12 protein-coding genes are annotated in these 18,178 nt (G+C 61.8%); 3 read left to right on the forward strand and 9 right to left on the reverse strand.

Annotated elements, in window-relative coordinates:
* Positions 1-430: 430 nt before the first annotated feature.
* The 3 genes from HMPREF2919_RS00885 to HMPREF2919_RS00895 form a co-directional block, all read right to left on the reverse strand.
* Positions 431-1,243, reverse strand: a complete 813-nt coding sequence (locus HMPREF2919_RS00885; RefSeq protein ID WP_049352856.1) for an NUDIX hydrolase — start codon at positions 1,241-1,243, stop codon at positions 431-433.
* A 262-nt stretch (positions 1,244-1,505) separates the two neighbouring features.
* On the reverse strand, positions 1,506-1,826 hold the full coding sequence (locus HMPREF2919_RS00890) for a putative quinol monooxygenase (protein WP_049350269.1): 321 nt from the start codon (positions 1,824-1,826) through the stop codon (positions 1,506-1,508).
* A gap of 137 nt (positions 1,827-1,963) precedes the next feature.
* Positions 1,964-2,542 carry a TetR family transcriptional regulator gene (locus tag HMPREF2919_RS00895; protein ID WP_049350270.1) on the reverse strand — a complete coding sequence of 193 codons (579 nt, stop codon included), beginning with the start codon at positions 2,540-2,542 and terminating at the stop codon, positions 1,964-1,966.
* Positions 2,543-2,718: 176 nt separating this feature from the next.
* Here HMPREF2919_RS00895 and HMPREF2919_RS00900 point away from each other — a divergent pair, with 176 nt between their 5' ends.
* Both HMPREF2919_RS00900 and HMPREF2919_RS00905 read left to right on the forward strand, forming a co-directional pair.
* Entirely contained in the window at positions 2,719-4,284 is a 1,566-nt protein-coding gene (locus tag HMPREF2919_RS00900) for an MFS transporter (protein ID WP_070665774.1), read from the forward strand.
* 209 nt (positions 4,285-4,493) lie between these two features.
* Entirely contained in the window at positions 4,494-5,846 is a 1,353-nt protein-coding gene (locus HMPREF2919_RS00905; protein ID WP_070665777.1) for an NADH dehydrogenase, read from the forward strand.
* Between the two features lie 523 nt (positions 5,847-6,369).
* Here HMPREF2919_RS00905 and HMPREF2919_RS00910 read toward each other — a convergent pair.
* The 6 genes from HMPREF2919_RS00910 to HMPREF2919_RS00935 form a co-directional block, all read right to left on the reverse strand.
* Complete coding sequence (locus tag HMPREF2919_RS00910) at positions 6,370-7,440, reverse strand: alcohol dehydrogenase catalytic domain-containing protein (protein WP_070665779.1); 1,071 nt, start codon at positions 7,438-7,440, stop codon at positions 6,370-6,372.
* A 284-nt stretch (positions 7,441-7,724) separates the two neighbouring features.
* Positions 7,725-8,579, reverse strand: coding sequence for an anchored repeat-type ABC transporter permease subunit (locus tag HMPREF2919_RS00915; protein ID WP_070665781.1), 855 nt, complete (start codon positions 8,577-8,579; stop codon positions 7,725-7,727).
* Complete coding sequence (locus HMPREF2919_RS00920) at positions 8,576-9,454, reverse strand: metal ABC transporter ATP-binding protein (protein ID WP_070505477.1); 879 nt, start codon at positions 9,452-9,454, stop codon at positions 8,576-8,578. The genes HMPREF2919_RS00915 and HMPREF2919_RS00920 overlap by 4 nt, the downstream gene beginning before the upstream one ends.
* Positions 9,451-10,536, reverse strand: coding sequence for a TIGR03773 family transporter-associated surface protein (locus tag HMPREF2919_RS00925; protein WP_070665784.1), 1,086 nt, complete (start codon positions 10,534-10,536; stop codon positions 9,451-9,453). The genes HMPREF2919_RS00920 and HMPREF2919_RS00925 overlap by 4 nt, the downstream gene beginning before the upstream one ends.
* 93 nt (positions 10,537-10,629) lie before the next feature.
* Positions 10,630-12,375: an anchored repeat ABC transporter, substrate-binding protein gene (locus tag HMPREF2919_RS00930; RefSeq protein ID WP_070665787.1), complete on the reverse strand. Its 1,746-nt coding sequence runs from the start codon at positions 12,373-12,375 to the stop codon at positions 10,630-10,632.
* Positions 12,362-14,689 (reverse strand): TIGR03773 family transporter-associated surface protein, encoded by a 2,328-nt coding sequence (locus HMPREF2919_RS00935; protein WP_070665790.1) that lies wholly within the window; start codon positions 14,687-14,689, stop codon positions 12,362-12,364. Before HMPREF2919_RS00935 ends, HMPREF2919_RS00930 begins: the two co-directional genes overlap by 14 nt.
* A gap of 290 nt (positions 14,690-14,979) precedes the next feature.
* Here HMPREF2919_RS00935 and HMPREF2919_RS00940 point away from each other — a divergent pair, with 290 nt between their 5' ends.
* Positions 14,980-17,994 (forward strand): choice-of-anchor M domain-containing protein, encoded by a 3,015-nt coding sequence (locus HMPREF2919_RS00940; RefSeq protein ID WP_070665793.1) that lies wholly within the window; start codon positions 14,980-14,982, stop codon positions 17,992-17,994.
* Positions 17,995-18,178 lie beyond the last annotated feature (184 nt).

Below are 18,178 nucleotides of genomic sequence, written 5' to 3' on the forward strand. Positions count from 1 at the left end.
GGATGTACCTGTGCCCGGGTGCGTGCGCGCTGATTGGAACACGTAGGAAACGTGTCCGTAGAGCTGCTGCGTGAGCGCGCGAAAAAAATTCTGTGAGGTCCGGGCTTATGCTCGGTGGGTCATTTCTTTGATGCCTCCTAGATTCCGAAGGTCACCCCGGTCGCGCCTTGGGTGGCTTCGGTTCAACAATGCGTTCAGCTCGCAGGTTACCCCCACGGTGAGGTAGCGCGGATAGAGAGCTGAGGACTCCAGCATAGGGAGCGTGCGGGTGCTGAGTCAAACACCCTCCCGCAAAACCTTCTGACAAGTACCGATACCCCCTAGAGAGCACTGGAGAGTACTAGAGAACACAAAAGGAGGGGCGACACCAATCGGTGCCGCCCCTCCTTTTAAGCATTAAATCTGCGCGCGTACAACACGCGAAACGCTATTACGCTTCGTGGCGTTCACGGTACATACCCAGCGGGCCCGCATCCGCGTACGCCTGAGCGTCGTTGTAACGGTACAGGCGCGGCGGGCGGTGACGGGTGCCCTCCACGCGGCGGCCGGTGTCAATAATCGACTTCGACGCCGCAATCTGGCGGCGGAAGTTCGCCGGATCCAGGGTGCGACCCAGAATCGCCTCGTACACCTCACGCAACTGCGCCAGGGTGAACTCCTCACCCAAGAAAGAGTGTGCAATACGCGAGTACTCGACCTTGTTCTGCAGGCGGTAGAGCGCGTACTCAATGATTTCGTTGTGGTCGAAGGCGAGCTCGGGCAGCTCATCCACCGGGAACCAGCGGATGTTCTCGTGCACGCGAGTGTTCGCGACCTCGGTGGCGGGAATCGACGCCCAGTACACCACGGAAACCACGCGCTCATGATCAGTACCGGGTGCCGGTTCGGGCTCGCCCACAACGCGGGCGGCACGCGCCTCGGGGGTGCGCAGAACGTCGCCGAACGCGTAGAGCTGCTCCAGGTAGCCGGGCTGCAGGTTGGTTGCGCGCTTCAGCGTCGAAGCCGCTGCCTCTTCGAGGGAAAGATTCGGGTTGAGCGGACCGCCAGGAAGCGCCCACTGGCCCTTATAAGGCTCGCGGAGGCGGCGAACCAGCGGCAGCCACAGGGTCGGGTGGGTCTCGTTTTCCTTGGGGCGCAAAGCTAGAATCACGGTTGAGACAGCGAGAGATACAGAGGTGTGGTCCACGTCGTTGTGCTCTTCAGTGGCGACTGCGCCGGGAAGAGGCTGGGATGCGATGCTCATTCAGGCCTCCTGTGCGAATGGGTATCGATAGGTGTGCATACTCTACCCATTTTAAGGGGTTAATAGGGTAAAAATGCACGCAAGGCACCCGCTGAGTCGAAAACCGGTACCATCCGCGTCGTGTCAAGGGGAAAAAGTTCAGGTACCGGACACATCAAAGCGCCCCTCCGGCATGTCCAATAGAACAATGCGGAGGGGCGCTCTAGAGTCTAACTATGCAGTGTCTAACTATGCAGTTTTAGATGCAGAGTAGGGGTGCAGACTAGTCGATCTGCAGCTCGCCCATAGCGTCCCAGTCCTCGCCGTCAATCAGGCGAGAAATAATCTTCGGGGTTGCGGTCAGCATCGGACGCATGTCCTTCATAGCCTGCTGGAAGTGGTCAGAGTTCACGTGCGGGCCAGCTGCGTCGTCGTTGAAAGCCTCGAGCAGAACGAACTCGTTCGGGTCCTCAACGCTGCGGGACCACTCGAAGAACTTGTTGCCCTCCTCGGCGCGGGTTGCCTCGGTGAAAGCGCGGGTCTTCTCAATCCACTGGTCGGCGTATTCGGGCTTGACGGGGAACTTTACAGCAATGAAAATCATCGGAACTCCTTAGGTTGAAGAGTAGATACGTGCCCTTCCAGTTTAAGCCCCGGGTGCTCGGTGGCGCTGAAGAATAGGGTGTGAGGCAGCGGTTTTAGCTTGTGGCTTTAACCGCTGTATAGAGTGGCTTTTGTGGTTTAACGAGCCGCCGCCTTGAGAACCTGCAGGGCGCGTTCGAGTGCCGCACGGTCTGCCGCGATGGCTGCGGCCCTCTGCGGGCTGGCGGAGTCGCCTCCGAGTGCCGCGTTGTAGTACATTCCGTCACCCAGAAGCAGCACGGCGCGGGCGATGCGTTCGTCACCGAGCTCGGCAAGAATGAGCGAGTGCCAGCCCTCCTGCACGCGGGCTAGGGTTTGCTGGGCGAGCTCGTTGTTATTCTGTGCCAGGCGGCTGAGGGCAATGAGGGCCCGGTCGAAGGGGGTGTCACTCGGAATGGAGGAGTTGATGTAGTAGGCGCTTGCCCCTTCGGGTGCCTGCGCCATGGTCTCAAAGTCTTCTTCCGCCAGGGTGACGGTGCGTTCGGCGAGTGCCTCGAGGAGCGCCTTCTTGGAGGAGAAATGGTAGAGCAGCCCGCCCTTGGACACCTTGGCGGCGGTGGCGACGGCGTCGAGGGTTGCGGCGCGTTCTCCGGTGTGAATCAGCAGGTCGACGTAGGTGTCGAGGATGTGCTCGCTAGAGTTATTGGCTCGTTGTTTGCGGTGGTTGGGGGTGCTCATGGGTACCAGTCTAACCGCTTGAAACTATACCGTCCAGTTGGTATAGTTAATCTTCGCCTGTTGGGCCGCGCCGGGAGCACACCGTCCCGGACCACCCCAAAAAAGACAGGCCGAGCTGATGCCGCGCCCGCGTCCGCCACATCAGCCGACACCTTATAGACGCACGAAAACAACCCATGACGAATCACAACCCGCAGACCACGGCTCTGCCCATCCATGCCCCCGAGCAGAAGGCTAAGCGCTGGACCGCGCTCGCCGTCCTCATGCTGCCGGTGCTCCTGGTCTCCATCGACAACACAGTGCTTGCCTTCGCGGTGCCCGCAATCGCTAAGGCGCTGAGCCCCTCCTCCGCGGAGCAGCTGTGGATCGTTGACTCCTACTCCCTGGTGCTCTCCGCCCTGCTCGTGCCCATGGGCGCTATCGGTGACCGCATCGGTCGCCGCAAGCTGCTGCTCATCGGCTCGACCGGCTTCGCGGCAATCTCTGCGCTCGCGGCATTCGCGCCCTCCGCGCTGATGCTCGTGGTTGCCCGCGCCCTGCTTGGCATTTTTGGCGCCATGCTCATGCCGGCAACCCTGTCGATTATTCGCAATATCTTTGTGGATGCGACCGAGCGCCGCATCGCTATTGCCGTGTGGGCTTCGGGCTTCTCGGCGGGTGCGGCGCTGGGCCCGATTGTGGGTGGTTTCCTGCTGGAGCACTTCGACTGGGGTTCGGTGTTCCTGCTCGCTGTGCCGATTCTGATTCCTCTGCTGATTCTCGCCCCGATTATGGTTCCCGAGTCGAAGGACCCGAACCCCAGCCCGGTGGATCCGCTGAGCATCCTGCTGATTATGACCGGCATGACCGGCATTACCTTCGGTCTGACTCACACCTCCGAAACCGGGTTCGATGCGGTGGCTATCAGCACCATCCTTGCCGGCCTGTGCTTCATTGTCCTGTTCGTGCTGCGTCAGCTCAACCGCGAGAAGAACGATATTCAGCCCATGCTGGATGTGCGCCTCTTCCGCAACACCGTGTTCACCGGCGCGATTACCGCAAACCTCATCTCCATGATGGTGGACGTTGGCTTCATCTACTTCGCCTCCCAGCACCTGCAGTTGGTCTCCGGTCTGCCGCCCATGTACGCCGGTATGCTGCTGATTCCCGGTACCCTGGCGATCATTATCGCCGGTCTGGTGATTGCGCGCGTGGCGGTGCACTTCCACCCGGCGCAGGTGGTGTCTTTCGGTCTGGCGCTCCACGCTGCCGCGTTCGCGGTGCTCGCCTTCCTGGGTGCGCACAACGACTTGGTGATTATCCTGATCTTCATTGTGCTCGGTACCGGCATCGGTATTGCGCAGACCATTTCGAACGACCTGATGCTCTCCAGCGTGCCGCCGCGTAAGGCTGGTGCGGCATCCGCGATCTCGGAGACCTCCTACGAGACAGGTACGGTGCTCGGCACCGTCATCATTGGTGGCATGCTCACCGCCGTCTACCGCGCAAATGTGGTTGTACCCGACGGCCTGGATGAGACTCTCGCCGACCACGCCCACGAAACCCTCGGCGGTGCCGTGACGGTCGCAAGCCAGGTGGGTGGCGAGCAGGCGAACCAGCTGCTCTCCTCCGCATTCGCTGCCTTCGACTCCGGCGTGGTGCTGAGCTCCGCATTCAGCGCCGTGCTCATGGGTGTTATGGCCGTCATTAGCTACTTCATGATCCGCAAGGCACCGCGCGAAATGAAGCCCGCAGAACACTAATACAGCGCACTAAACCTCATAGATAAGCTCCGTCTCCCGTTGCTCTTGAGCGCCGGGAGGCGGGGCTATTTTTACGCACCCACCTGCGCATTTAAAGGTTCAGCACAGGTGCCGGTGGTACGGTAAAAACAGTAGGCTCACGCCCGAAAAAGTCGCCCGAAAAAGACAGAGGAACCAACGGCTCCACACACTCAAGGAGGAACGCCACCATGGGACTCAAAGACTGGATTGCACCCTTCATTACACTGCTGATTGGTGCCAGCACCATCTTCATCTCCTACAAGAACTACCAGGCGCAGGCGGCGGCAAAACCCTCCGAACTGGCGCGACTGGAACTGTGGAGCAAGCTCCTCACCGAAGCCGGCTTGGACCTCAACGCCCTACCCGACCCCGAAAAGCTCACCTCCGACCAGCGCGTCGTCCTCGAAAACTACCGGGTCTTCCTCAAGCGTGCGTCCCTCGAATCGAAGCTGCGTAAAGTTGGCATCGACAGCAACCGTATCTTCAGCCTGCTCATGAAGCGTGCGCACTCTTCCGTGAAGCCTACGCCCATCCCCATTGGCGACTCGATTAGCTACTACCGCCTGATTCTACGTGCCCTGCTGTACATTTGGGTTCCGCTGGCCGTGATTTTCATCGGCGTGCCCATCATCGTGGTCACCATCGCCTACCTGATTGGCCTGTTCACGAACCACCGCGGCAATCTGTCTGACTTTGCACTCTCCCCGCTCGCCGTGGTGCTCCTGATTGTTGGTGCGGTCGCCGTCGGTGCCCTCGTGTACCTGCAGAACCGCATTATCTCCGCCATTATCGCGAACAATGTGTACTTTTACTTCTGGGATATTTACGGCTCCAAGAAGGGCGCTCGCGACTCCAAGGACGCCTACAGCGAGCGCCTGGCGGCTAAAACCTACGCCGACCAGCTGTTCCTCGGTCAGCAGGAGTTCGCTCACCAGTTCCGCGAGAACATGTACATGGCGGGTATTCAGGAGATTGATGAGTACCCGCGCGTGCTCAGCGACAGCGTGATGCTGCCGCGCAACTACCGGGTTGCGGAAACCACCGAGGGTGAGGACCGTATCGACCGCTTCGTGAACTGGGTGCGCTCCAAGATTGGTTTTGAGCGCCTGGAACCGCGCATCATCTACAGGCTCGAACATAAGGACGCGCACAAGGATGCGAAGAAGGAATCCGCGCACGGTGAGCCGGTAGCTACTGAGCAGGGTGTTTCTGGGCAGCCTGTAGAGGCGCCGGCTCAGGATAAGCCGGAGGATGCACAGAAGGCTCCGGAGGCGCCTGCCTCTGCGGAGTCCGCCTCGGAGGAGTCCATCGTCGCGGAGGTGTCCGTCGAGGCTCCTGCCGAGGTACCTGCCGAGAATCTGGCTGAAGTACCCGTTGAGGATGCGCCCACCGAACCCGTCATCGGAGGCGCCGCCGAATTGTCCGCCGCATCTGGGGTATCTGCCGCATTCGGAGAGGATGATCCCACGGAGGTGTTCAACCCCATCACACAGAACGCCGCTATCGGCGAGAAGGCTGACGATGAGAAACCCAAAAACTAAATAGCCGCCCGGAGCGCAGAAAATCTCCGGAGCACCACATTCCGGGCATGAGAAAAGGGTCGCAGCCTACGAATCGCCATTGAATCGTAAGCGTGCGACCCTTTTCCTTTCCCTTCAAGGAGGAGCAGAATCGGAGGTACCGCCCGACCAAGAAGAGCCAAATGATGCGCCCCTCCACCAGTAGAGGTTGCCTGGCAGAAGAACCCGCAAGAGCGGGTCGGCAGAGCGCCCGGTGGAGGGTGCATCATGCTTGAGGAACCGCCCCTAAACCCACCAAAGAATGGGTTGAGGGAACAGAAAACCCCGAGCTGGCGCATCTCTTGAATCTTCAGAAAATCTTGTCTCTTCAGAAAATAACTACATCTCGGGGTAGGGGAGGGCGATTCGCGCTCCGGGTGGGACCTACCCTCTCCCACCCGGAGGCGAATCGTGGGGATGTTCGCAGTGTCATGAATACATCCCACTGAAATCCCTAACGAAAGTTCGGGGTTTCAGTATGAGCGGTATATGAGCCTACCGCAGTCTATGCCGCAACCTCGGGGTCGCGGGAGATAACAACCTTCACCACGTTGTGCTCGGCAGCGTGGGTAAACAGGTCGTAGGCTTCCTCGAACTGGTCGAAAGTGAAGTGGTGGGTTGCCATTGCCTTAGCGTTCAGGCGACCGGAGCGGACCATGTTCAGCAGGTTACCGACGGTGTTGCAGTTGACCAGGCCCATGTTGATGCGAACGTTAGAAATCCACATGGTGTTCAGGGGCAGCTCAACGGGCTTGCCGTGCACGCCAGCGTTAGCGATGTTGCCGTAGGGGCGAACAATCTTGGTGCAGGTCTCGAAGGTCTGCGGAACACCCACAGCCTCAATTGCCACGTCCACGCCTAGGCCGTCGGGGGAGAGGGCCTTAATCTTCTCGATAAAGTCCGGGTCGCCCGCATTGACCTTATCGGTGGCGCCCAGCTCCAGTGCCTTGTTCATGCGGTTGTCGTCAAAGTCGATGGTGATGACGCGGCCGGCACCGCAGAGGTTAGCGGTCATGATTGCGCCCAGACCCACGGGGCCTGCACCCACGACAGCGACGGTGTCGCCGGGCTTGGTGTTGCCGTTCAGAATACCGATCTCGAAGCCGGTGGGCAGTGCGTCGGTGAGGAAGAGGACGTCCTCATCGGTCAGCCCCTCCGGAACCAGGTGGACCGAGGTCTCTGCGTAGGGAACACGCACGTATTCTGCCTGGGTGCCGTCAATCATGTAACCGAAAATCCAGCCGACACCACCAACGGTCTGGCAGTGCGAAGGCTGGTTCGCCTTACAGTAGGAGCACTTACCGCAGCTGGTCACGGCGGGGATGATGATGCGGTCGCCGACCTTCAGGTCAGTCACCGCGGAGCCAATCTCGGTAATGGTACCGACAGCCTCGTGGCCGAGGATACGTCCGTGGTCCACCTCGGGGCAGTCGCCCTTCAGGATGTGCAGGTCAGTACCGCAAATGGTGGTGGTGTCGACACGGGCGATAACGTCCGTGGGCTCAAGAATGGTGGGGTTCGGGACTTCCTCCCAGGCGCCCTTCTGGTCGGGGCCGTGGTATACATATGCCTTCATGATAACTCCTTCTTTGAAGCTCTAATGAGGGTGCAGTGACTGTTTTATCACTACATGTATCAACCCATAAGAAATATTTGATAGGTTGTATTTTCATTAAACCCGACATGTTGAATTATGCGCTTTTATTACGCGGAGTGTATCTTTTGGTTCTTTAAACATGAACATGATTCACTTTGGGTATTTAAGACCTGTAAAAAACGCACGAGGCGCACCCCTCAAACAGGGATGCGCCTCGTGCGTTTAATCGAGGAAAGTTGGATTGAGTCGAGGTTGAGCTGGGTTTAATTCTTCAGCTGGGCACGCGCTCGCGAACGAACCGCCGTCACCGCCCACACCAGCACAAAAGCCGCCACCATCGACAGCACAATCGTGCCACCCGTCGGCAGGTTAAATGCCCAGGACAGGTACAGGCCAACAATCGAGCAGATACCGCCAAACACCGGCGAGAACACCATCATCGACCCCAGTCGGCGGCACGCCAGGCGGGCTGCCGACGCCGGAATCACCAGAAGCGCCAGCACCAGCACATTACCGAGCGTCTGCAGACCCAGCACCACAGAAATGGTCACCAGAACGTACAGCACAATATCCAAGGCAAGCACCGGCAGGCCCATCGCGCGGGCACTCTCACGGTCCAGGCTGACCGTCACAATCTGGCGGTGGAACAGCCACAACACCAGCAGAATAACGGCACCCATAATCGCCGCCTGGGTAATGTCCTCATTCGAAACACCCACAATCGAGCCGAACAAGAAATCCTGTACCGACCCCGAATAGCCCGGCGCCAACGAAATAATCACAATACCCAACGCAAAAGACGCGGCAAAGAAAATACCAATGACGGAATCCTCGCGTAGCCGCTGATTCTGGCTAAAAATAGCCACCAGAATAGCCGTCACCACGCCCGCGGTCAGGCCGCCCACCATCAGGTTGCCGCCCAGTACGAACGCTACCGCAAGACCCGGGAACACCGAGTGCGCCACCGCATCGCCAATGAAGACCATGCCGCGCATCAGCACGTGGCAGCCCACCACGCCGGTCACCACCGACGCGAGCAGCACCGCCGCCAGGGCGCGCGGAAGGAACGCCAGAGACGGGTTGAACAGGTCGGCAAGAAAATCGATAGGAGTAATCAACGGGCACCCCCGGTAGAAGCAGTATGGGCGGGGGAGAGAGAATGATCAGAAGCGCAGGAATCAGGCAACTCGTGGCCGTACTCATCCAACGCACCACCGGCACAGGTGAAGCCCGTGCGGGCGTGGCCCTGCGCCTCCTCAATATCGTGACCGTGCAACCACGTATGCAGCTGCTCCAGGCTAAAGGAGTCCGCCGGACCATCCAGGTGAATATTGCCACGCACACCGCACAGACGCGAGCAGGACTCACGCGCCGCCAGCATGTCGTGCGTAGACATCAGAATCGTGATGCCCTCACCCGCCAACTCACGGTACAAGCGAGTCAGAGTGGTCTGAGTCGGCGCGTCCACGCCCGTAAACGGCTCATCCAGCAGCAGCAGGGAGGGGTTCGCCGCCAAAGCGCGCGCCAAAAGAACCCTCTGACGCTGACCACCGGAAAGCTCCGCAATGGAAGCGTCCTGCAGGTGCAGAACATCGGTGCGTTCCATCGCCGAAAAAACCTGAACCCAATCCTTCTTCGCCGGGCGGCGGAAGAACCCAATCTCACGCACGCGACCGGTCATCACCGTGTCCTTAACGGTCAGAGGAAAATCCCACTGGAACTGGTGCTTCTGCGGCACATAACCAATATGCGCACGCGCCACACGCGGCGACTCACCCAGCACCCGAACCTGACCGGACGCCGGGCGAATCAGACCCAAAATGGTGCGCAGCAGCGTGGTCTTACCGGCACCATTAGCACCAATCAGACCCGCAAACTCGCCGCGCTCCAGGGTCAGGGACAGATCCTTGAGGATGGAACGGCGCGCGTAGCCGGCGTACAGGTTTGAAATCTCAAGAACGGGCTCAGTACCCGCTGTTACCGACGCGCTCACGAACGGTCACCGCGCACTTCATCCAGAGCCTCACGCTGCGCGGATGAGCGGCGACGCCGGGAGACGATGAATGCGCCCACGCCCACCACGACCACGATGCCAGCGACAATAGGACTCCAGGAAATCGTGAACTCAGCACGGAAACCGCTCTGATCGCTCGCTGCGGCGGCAGAAGAAGAACCGGATGCCTGAGAAGCAGAAGAAGCCGAAGCATCGGAGGAAGCAGAAGAAGCCGAACCTGAGGATGCAGAACCGCGCGCCTGCGCCTCCATCGCGTACAGGGCGTCAGCGCTCGCAGAATCACCCACCGCAAACTTCAGGTAGCGGGTATCAGATACGGTCGAACCGTCAGACAGCTCAGCGCTCGCGGTGACCTTCAGCAGGTACTCGCCGGGGGCAGTGAACACCCAGTTCGCGTGGGTGTGAGTGTTCTTCTCCACCCACAGCTTCTGCGGCTCACTCTTGGTCGAGGACCACAGCACCTGCGGTGCCGAGAAGTTGCCGTTCTCCAGGTACAGGCTGAACGTGCCGGGGCCGCTTACCTGCTCCAGGGTCAGGTTCACGCCGCGGTTCAGCTTGGACACCAGCTGCGGATCCTGAGTGTTCCAACCCGGCCAGATCACGCCCTTAGTTTCGGTCTGCGGAATCACGTACACCTTAGAGCCGGCGGGCGCACCCACGAAGGAGTAACGCGGGTCGTTCGGCACCTCAAGGATCGCCTTATCGCTACCGCGGTAGATGACCTCGTCCAGGCTACGCCAGACGGGGGTTTCGCCGTGGTCGTCGTGGAGCATGAGCTCAAACTTGCCGTTGTTGAAACGAGGACCCATATCCACGTGACCGGCAGAAATTTCGGTGCGGCCGGATGCGACCGGCTGCTCCGCCGACAGGGTCTGGGTGAGGGCACGCTCGCCGCGGCTGAGGTTGCTGTCGCTTGGCTGAGCCGAGGCGCTCTCAGCGGTTGCCGGGGTGCTCTCCGCGTGTGCGACACCCAGGGGTGCGAGCATGAGGCTTGCGCCCAGGGCCAGGGCGGGCAGCGCGCGGCTACGTGAGGAGCGGGAGGGGGTGGTTGAGTTCATCATGAGGACTTCCTTGGATCATGACCGAAACGGTGTGTGAAAGATTATCTATATGCTGATGCGGCTATATGGGCTTGTGGGTAGCTTAAAACCGGGTTATGAGGTGCTTGCCTCCGAGCAGCTAGCACCCGAAGAATCGCCGCCAGAACTAGCCCCCGAGCACAGCGCAATCGTGTGAGCATTCGCCAGCATCATCTGCGCGTAGTGAGGAGCCTGCGCATCCAGAGTGTCCGAATAGAGCACCCCGGTACGCACTTGAGCCTCCCGAGCCAGCTCCGTGAGAACCGGTGAACGCATCGCCGTGGACTTGTCCAGATAAATCGCTGGAACCTTCAAATCCTCGACCGTGCGACGCAGGCGCTGACGCTGCTGAATGCTCGGCTCACCGCTGGCGCTGGCACTCACAAAACCGGCAATGTGCAACCCGTAGGTGCTCGCCAGGTAGCGGTAGCCGTCGTGCGTGGTGACCAGGTTGCGTGCCGACTCCGGCAGACCCCCGTACACCTGACGCAGCTGAGCGTCCAGGGCGTCAAGCTCCTTCATGACCTGCTCGGTGCGGGTCGCGTACTCGCTCGCACCCTCCGGGTCGGCGGAGATGAGCGCGTCACGAATGACCTGCACGCTCGCCTTCGCGTTCGGCACCGAATGCCAAATGTGCGGGTCGATTTCGCCGTGCACGTGCTTGCCCAGAACGGCCTGCGCCAACAGATACACCTGACCGCGATGCTCCGAAGCACCCGAACGCAGGAAACGGTAGCTGCCGCCGGCGGGCACCTCCTGCAGGGTGCGGGAGGGGACCGCGACCACGGTGCGGTTCAGTTCGTACTCTACGGCGCCCTGGGAGGAATCCGCGCGAAGCACGAGCCTGCCGTCGCCGGTGCGTGCCGTAATATCGGCGTGACCTGCGGAAAGAACCTTGATCTCGGCGGCAGAAACGTTCTGTTCTTTCGCCAGACGGTCCACCAGCTGTTGCGGGTCACGACCGACCGCGCAGTACAGGGTGCCGCGCGAAGAACGCACCGACTCCGGGGCCTTCACCGCGGTGGCGCTTAGCTCAATGGCGTACTCGCCGGCATCACTAAACGCCCACGACAGGTGCGTATGCGCCTGCAACGGAAGCTCCAGTGAACCCATATCGCCGGTGCGGATCGCGGTGTCCCCCTCACGGGTGAGGTTCACGCCGCGCGCATGCGAATCGCACAGCATCTCCACCGCGCCGAAGGTCTGCGTAATGAACGCCGCCAACTGCGCATTCGACGAATCGGTAGAGGTGCGCGCCCGCACGCTCTGCACCTCAAAGCGCATTCCTGCATCCGAAGAGTCGGCGGGGGCGGATTCGTTCTGCCCGCCCTCTTCAACACGCAAACCCAGCCAGATGGAGTCCAGGGAGGCATCCTCAACAATGGCTTCCAGCTTGCCGCCGTACTGCTCAATCTTCTCCGCAACCGCCACGGACACAACGCCTGCGGGCAGGTTCGCCTCAACCATTTTGCTGAGCTTACGCTGCTCCAGCAGCAGACCGTTCGTCAGGGCGCAGCGGGCGTAGGCGACATCGCGGATATCGCGCAGGCTCGGCTCATACGAGTGCGGGTCAGCACCGGCGGGCACCAGGGAGTGCACGCTGGCGCGCTCTCCTGCAATCTGCTGCGCTAAGTCCGCCAGGATCGGGGTCGTGGCGACCACGCGCATCCGGTCGGAGGAGGCGTTCACGGTGCTGGCGCATCCGCTCAGTGCGAAGGCACCAGCCCCCACCCCCGCACCCACCGCAATACGGGAGGCGAGGGTGAGGGCGGTACGCCGACTATAGGTGTGCGCGTCGGTATGCCCGCTATGCGGTGTCACCGCTGCGGCCCTTTCGGCGTGCCGAACGCAGAATCATGGCACCGAGTGCCAGCGCCAGAATGGAGGTGCTGACCATGAACGGGTCGATGACCACACCGGTGTTCGGCAGCTTACCTGCGGCGGCTGCCTTCTGTGCGTTCGCGAGTTCCTGGCTGGTCAGGGCGCAATCCTCACCGGAGGCGGTCTTACCGACGATGCGCACCTTGGATCCGTCGGGCTTGGTGACGATGCCGGTGGCTTCGTCGACGGTGCCGTTGACGGGGTTCTTTGCGGTGCTCTTCTCGCCGCCGTTGTTGGCGCCGTTAGCGCTGTTAGCGTTGCCACCGTCCTGCTTGGTGTCTGCCGCACCCTGCGCGTTGTTGCTTGCCGGGGCGTTATCGGGGTTGCCGACGGTGAAGTGCAGAACCGATTCGCTGCTGACCTGCTGACCGTTCTTCAGGCGTGCCGTCCAGCCGATGGTCACGGTGTAGCGTCCCTCAGCGGTGAACACCCAGTTGCTGTGCTGGTGGGTGTTTGCGGGCACCTGGAAGGAGCCGCCGCTACGCGAATCGAAGACCTTCTGACCGGCGGAACCGAAGTTGCCGGAGAGGAAGGTGGACATGGTGCCGGGGCCCTCAAAACCGTTGAGGCTCATGGTGACGGGGCCGTCGAGCTGCTTGAGCAGTTCGGGGTCCTGGGTGCTCCAGCCGAGCCAGGGCACGCCCTGCTGCTGGGTTGCACCGATCATGTGCACGGGGGTGCCTGCCGGGGCGATGTTCTCCATGCCTGCGGGCAGGTTGATCTTCGCGGCGTCATTGAGTACGAACTCGAGGGCGCCGGGGGAGACGTGGCGGGCGGGGCTGGTGCGGTCGTCCTTCACGCTGCTGGTGAGGTTGCCGCCGTTGAGGATCGGGCCCACGTCAAAGTGGCCGTGGGTGACTTCTTCACGGCCGCTGTGCTCGGCGGTGTTGACCACGGCGAGGGTGGGGATGCTGGTCGGTGCCTGGGCTGCCTGGTTGCTCTGCTTGTTGTCCTTCTGAGCGTCCTTAGAGTCCTTGGCATCTTCGGCGGGAACCTCGGTGGCGATGCACTGCTGGTTCAGGCTGCCGGGCAGACCGGAGGACAGCACGCCGTTACCGGTAATGCCGCCGCCGTTGCTGGGTGCGCTGATGTTCTGGGCGTTGGAGCCCTTCACACTGGATCCCTTCGCGCTGGTGGCATTGCCGTCCTTGTTTTCACCCTTGTCAGAGCCGTTATTGGTGTTGTCGGTGCCGCTGATAGCGGTTACACCGGATCCGCCCTGGGATACCTGCTCACCATTTGCCGCCGCCTTCGCGCTGTTCGGGTCGGTCACCTGCGCGGCGTTCTGACCGTTCACGGATCCATCCACGCGGCGAATACCGGTGGATGCGCTCGCCTCAGCAGATGCACTCGCCTCAGCACTTGCGGAGGTAGATGCGCTGGGGCTGCTGGTGGCGCTCTCGGTGGCGGTGGAGGTTGCCTCGGGGGTAGTGGTTGCCTCGCTCGTGGCGTCCTTGGTTGCTTCCTTTGCGGCGTTCTGCCCGTTCAGGAGCTTGAAGCCGTCCTCAGCGTTAGTGCCCACGGCGATGGTGTAGGTCGCCTCGGAGCTGACCGGGGTGCCGTCGGCAAGGGTTGCGGTGGCGCGGAACGTCAGCTGGTAGATGCCGGCGCGGGTGAATGCCCAGCTGAGGTGCTCGTGGCCGCCAGAGGTGATGGTGTGCGGTGCGAGCTTGTCGTTGGTGCTGAAGACGCGCGGGTTGTCGCGACCGGATTCGGTGAAGACTTCGGCGCGGCCGCCTTCGGGTACGCTGCTACGCACGAGTTCAAGGTTGATGGTGTTGTCCTTGAGCGCGCCGGGGCGGATTCCTTCCGCACCGAGGCCGGGGTAGATCAGGCCGCGGGTGCGGGTGGAGGGAATGTAGAAGATGTCGGTGCCTTCGGGGGCAATGTAGTCGTAGCCTGCTACGACGTTGGTGTGTGCATCCTCGACGTCGGGCAGGTGGAAGACGGTGCGGGCGGGGTTGAATCGTCCCTGCTGGCCGGGGGCGGTGTCTGCGAGGGTGCCGAGGGTGAACTGGTTGCCGTCGAGGAATGCGTTGAGCATTTCGGTGTGTACGCCCGCGATGACGTAGTCGCCTTCGTAGTTGACGTAACCGCGCGACTCGGTGCCTACCTGGGTGCCGGTCTGGTTTTCCTGCGCCTGTGCGGCGGTGAAGGTGCCGACCTGGGGGAGGGCGAGAGGTGCCCCGAGTGCGAGGGTGCATCCGAGGGTGGTTGCGCTGAGTAGGCTCAGAGGTTTGGTGCGTCCTTGCATGGTGGCTCCTTGGATGACTGCTCGTTGGCTGGCGCGTTGCCCGGTGTGTTCGGGGCCCGGTGCTTTCGGGGTTTGCCCGATGCTGGGTCCGGCGGCCTGTTGCCGGTTTCCCTCTTGGGTTCGGGGTGCGCTCTGCCGTGTTTTTCTCTTTGTGGATGTACGTGGTGTGCGTTTTTGGGCGCGCCTCGGCGCACACGTGTTTCTGAGAATCACTATACTCACTTAGGTTCTAAATGACAATTATTTGCAAAAGAGCTACCCTAGGAAATAGAAAAATGAGAAAGGTTGTCATGAGCTCTCAGAAGCAGACCCAACGACGGGTCACCACACACACCCCCGCACTCTTCATCCCCGGCGGCAAGCCCGCCCTCCGCCGCGCCGCCGCATTCCTCTCCGCCGCAGCACTGCTCGCGCTCGCCGGCGCTGCCCCCTCCCTGCCCGCCGCAGCAGGCCCCGACGACGGCAAAATCGTCACCACCAAGGGCCACGTTGACGCCCCCAAGGCATACTGGGACGAGCAGAACGGCACCTTCGTCCTCATGAACGAGGCGAACCCCTACAAGACCGGCGCAGACACCTACGAACTGGACAAGACCGTTAACTGGGTCGGCAAGGGCTACAGCACCAGGGACGGCAAGTCGCAGTACACCATGACCCTGGGCGACTCGCCCTCCCTGGCGTTCCTCGGCGAACCCGGCCAGACCCTCTACATGGCACCGCACCTGACCTACGGCAACCAGGACCCCATCTGGGCTGGCCTGGGCGCATCCACGAAGGTGCCCACTGAGCGTTTCCGTGACGGCGTGTTCGCTACCGACATTCTCTCCGTTGAGGGTCCCGGCCGTATGGAGCTCTTCCGCTACAACCCGGACGACGCCCCCGCCGACGTGTACCGCATGCTCTCCAGCAGCTCGACCGGCTGGCACTCCTGGCTGCTCGACAAAGGTAGCCACACCCACAACACCACGACCTTCACCCGCCCCGGCCGCTACGTGGTCACCTACCGCACCGTGGCGCGCTCCACCGACGGCCGCATCATTAGCTCCAAGCCGTCGAAGCTGGTCTGGCAGGTTGGTGGCATGCAGCCCGTGCTCGGTGACGGCACCCCCACCGCCGTGCCCACCGTCGACCGCTACAATGCGGCACCCGTCGGTGACCTGGACGCCGCAAAGTACGTGCTGTCCGTGGCACCGCACCGCCTGGACGCCGACCCGGCTAAGAACAAGGACGCCGACGACAAGCTCAGCGACATCACCTTCACCGCCGCGAACAAGAACCTCAAGGGCACCCTGACCCTGTACAACAACGGCTACTTCCTGACCGACCTGCCGGTCGTGAACGGTACCGCCACCTGGTCTGAAATGCTCGGTAGCGAGGGTTCCCAGCTGCAGGCTGTCTTCACCCCCGACACCTCCGATGCGAACAGCGCGGAGGCGTCCCGCTGGATCTCGCACAAGCTCACCTACGAGCCCGGCAAGGCTGAGAGCGTGTACAGCGACGACGGTAACGGCTCCTGGCCCGAAGAAATCCCGGATCAGGCGAACACCGTACTCAGCACCCAGCAGTACACGCCGACCAGCATGGACTACGACGTGACCGTCACCCCGAACGGCAACGGCTTCAGCACCGTTGAGGTCCGCTTCAAGGACCCGAAGGTGCGCGGCTTCATGCGCGGCGGCTTCTACGCCCAGGATGACCCGGTCTACCCGTACCTCGACCTGGAAGGCTCCGTTGAGGATGGTGTGGCGCGTTTTACCTTCCGTGATGAGTCGTTCTACAAGGGCACGGCTCTGCGCGTGAAGATGCTGACCCACCCGGATATGAACGCTTCCGCCTCCACCACTGAGGTTGCGGCGAACTACGAGCCGGGCACCAAGTACACTGCGCACGGTGCTTTGGCTCCCGATAGCGCACCCATTAGTGATGCGCCGAAGCCTGCTCCGGTGGATCCGTCGCCGAGCGCTGAGCCTACCGTCGCGCCGACTGAAGCTCCTAGCGCTGAGCCGAGCGAGGCTCCTTCCGAGGCTCCGACCGCTGAGCCCAGCACCGTTCCGTCGGTGTCTCCCAGCGAGGTTCCGACCGTGCCTGCGGTGCCGACCGCCTCCGCAGAGCCGAGCGTACCTGCTCCGGCGCCCTCCACTCCGGCACCGTCTAGCCCCGCGCCCGCGAACCCGACCCCGAGCGCCCCTGCTCCGACTAACCCGGCGCCGTCTGCGCAGCCGTCCACCCCCGGAACCCCGGGTCACCAGTGCGTGCCCGGCCAGATTGACGGCCGCACCAAGATTTCGCACGGCCACCTGGACATCCAGGCAACTCTGAAGGACCGCCAGCTGTCCGTGGGTCTGCGCGACGACAGCGGCATCATTGACGCTGATTCGACCGTGCGCCCGCTCGATTCGGTCGTGTGGACTGTCAGCGAGAACGCTCGCCGTGTGCGCACCGAACGTATGGCTGATGAGAAGCTGAACTTCATGGGCCCGGTCGGCACCGCCTTCTACGGCCTGCCGCAGACCCAGCAGAGCGGCCTGCCCTGGCCCGGCTACAACACGCAGGACATTGACTACTCGCAGCTGCGCGGCCCCGTGCGCCTGCACGTGGTGCCGAAGGTCATGCCTGAGGGTGCGCGCTTCGGCATGTTCACTGAGTCGCTGAACGGTGCGGATGTGCTGCTGGACTCGACGACCGGCAAGACTACGATCGACATTGATTACGCGACGCACGCACACGCGAACTGGGTGTTCTCTGAGCCTGGCCAGTACATGTTTGACGTGCACTATTCTGCGACCCTGGCTGATGGTACTGAGGTGAACAGCCCGGTGCAGCAGCTTGCGGTTGCTGTGGGTAAGAAGGCGTCGGATGCGTGCTCGTTTGAGACTGCCGTGCCGAAGGACCCGAATGCGGCTAAGGACGACTTTAGTGGTGTGCGCCGTGTGGATTCGGCAACCCCGGGCGGTACCGCTGGTGCTAACCAGCCCGGCTCCGCGCAGTCTGGTGCCGCGCAGGGTGGTCAGTCCGGTCAGGCTGGTGCTTCTGGCGCTGCCGGTGACGTGAACGCGCAGGGATCCTCTGACGGTTCGGCTGATGGTTCTGCTGGCGGCGTGTACCCGGGTGGTATCTCCGGCGGTGGTACCGGTGGCGGCTCCCTGGGCCAGTCCGGTGTGTCTGCTTCTTCTGGTGGCGCTAGCTCCCAGCAGGGCGGCCTGGCGCGTACTGGTTTTGGTGCGGTGTCTGTGGCTGTGGGCGGTGCGCTGGTGTTGGGTGCGGGTACTGTGATGGTGCTGCGTTCCCGCCGCCGCGCCTCCTAACGTTTGCCGCGTGAGGACACGCTGATACGGTGAAGCCCCCGTGGCTGAGAGGATGACTCTCGGCCGCGGGGGCTTTATTTTTAGTTTATGAGGTTGTTATTCTTTGATTTCTTCAAAGCGGGTTGTATCAAAATCTCGTTCCTTTTTTAAAGATGAGTTTGCGACATGGAATAGGTATTTTTTG

Origin of the sequence: Rothia sp. HMSC068E02 (genome assembly GCF_001813565.1) — a bacterium.
In the GTDB taxonomy this organism is placed as follows: Bacteria; Actinomycetota; Actinomycetes; order Actinomycetales; family Micrococcaceae; genus Rothia.

Bases quoted from the DNA above. Each gene is read 5' to 3' on its own strand.
- HMPREF2919_RS00885 (WP_049352856.1), bottom strand. From the start codon at position 1,243: ATGAGCATCGCATCCCAGCCTCTTCCCGGCGCAGTCGCCACTGAAGAG.
- HMPREF2919_RS00890 (WP_049350269.1), bottom strand. From the start codon at position 1,826: ATGATTTTCATTGCTGTAAAGTTCCCCGTCAAGCCCGAATACGCCGAC.
- HMPREF2919_RS00895 (WP_049350270.1), bottom strand. From the start codon at position 2,542: ATGAGCACCCCCAACCACCGCAAACAACGAGCCAATAACTCTAGCGAG.
- HMPREF2919_RS00900 (WP_070665774.1), top strand. From the start codon at position 2,719: ATGACGAATCACAACCCGCAGACCACGGCTCTGCCCATCCATGCCCCC.
- HMPREF2919_RS00905 (WP_070665777.1), top strand. From the start codon at position 4,494: ATGGGACTCAAAGACTGGATTGCACCCTTCATTACACTGCTGATTGGT.
- HMPREF2919_RS00910 (WP_070665779.1), bottom strand. From the start codon at position 7,440: ATGAAGGCATATGTATACCACGGCCCCGACCAGAAGGGCGCCTGGGAG.
- HMPREF2919_RS00925 (WP_070665784.1), bottom strand. From the start codon at position 10,536: ATGATGAACTCAACCACCCCCTCCCGCTCCTCACGTAGCCGCGCGCTG.
- HMPREF2919_RS00935 (WP_070665790.1), bottom strand. From the start codon at position 14,689: ATGCAAGGACGCACCAAACCTCTGAGCCTACTCAGCGCAACCACCCTC.
- HMPREF2919_RS00940 (WP_070665793.1), top strand. From the start codon at position 14,980: ATGAGCTCTCAGAAGCAGACCCAACGACGGGTCACCACACACACCCCC.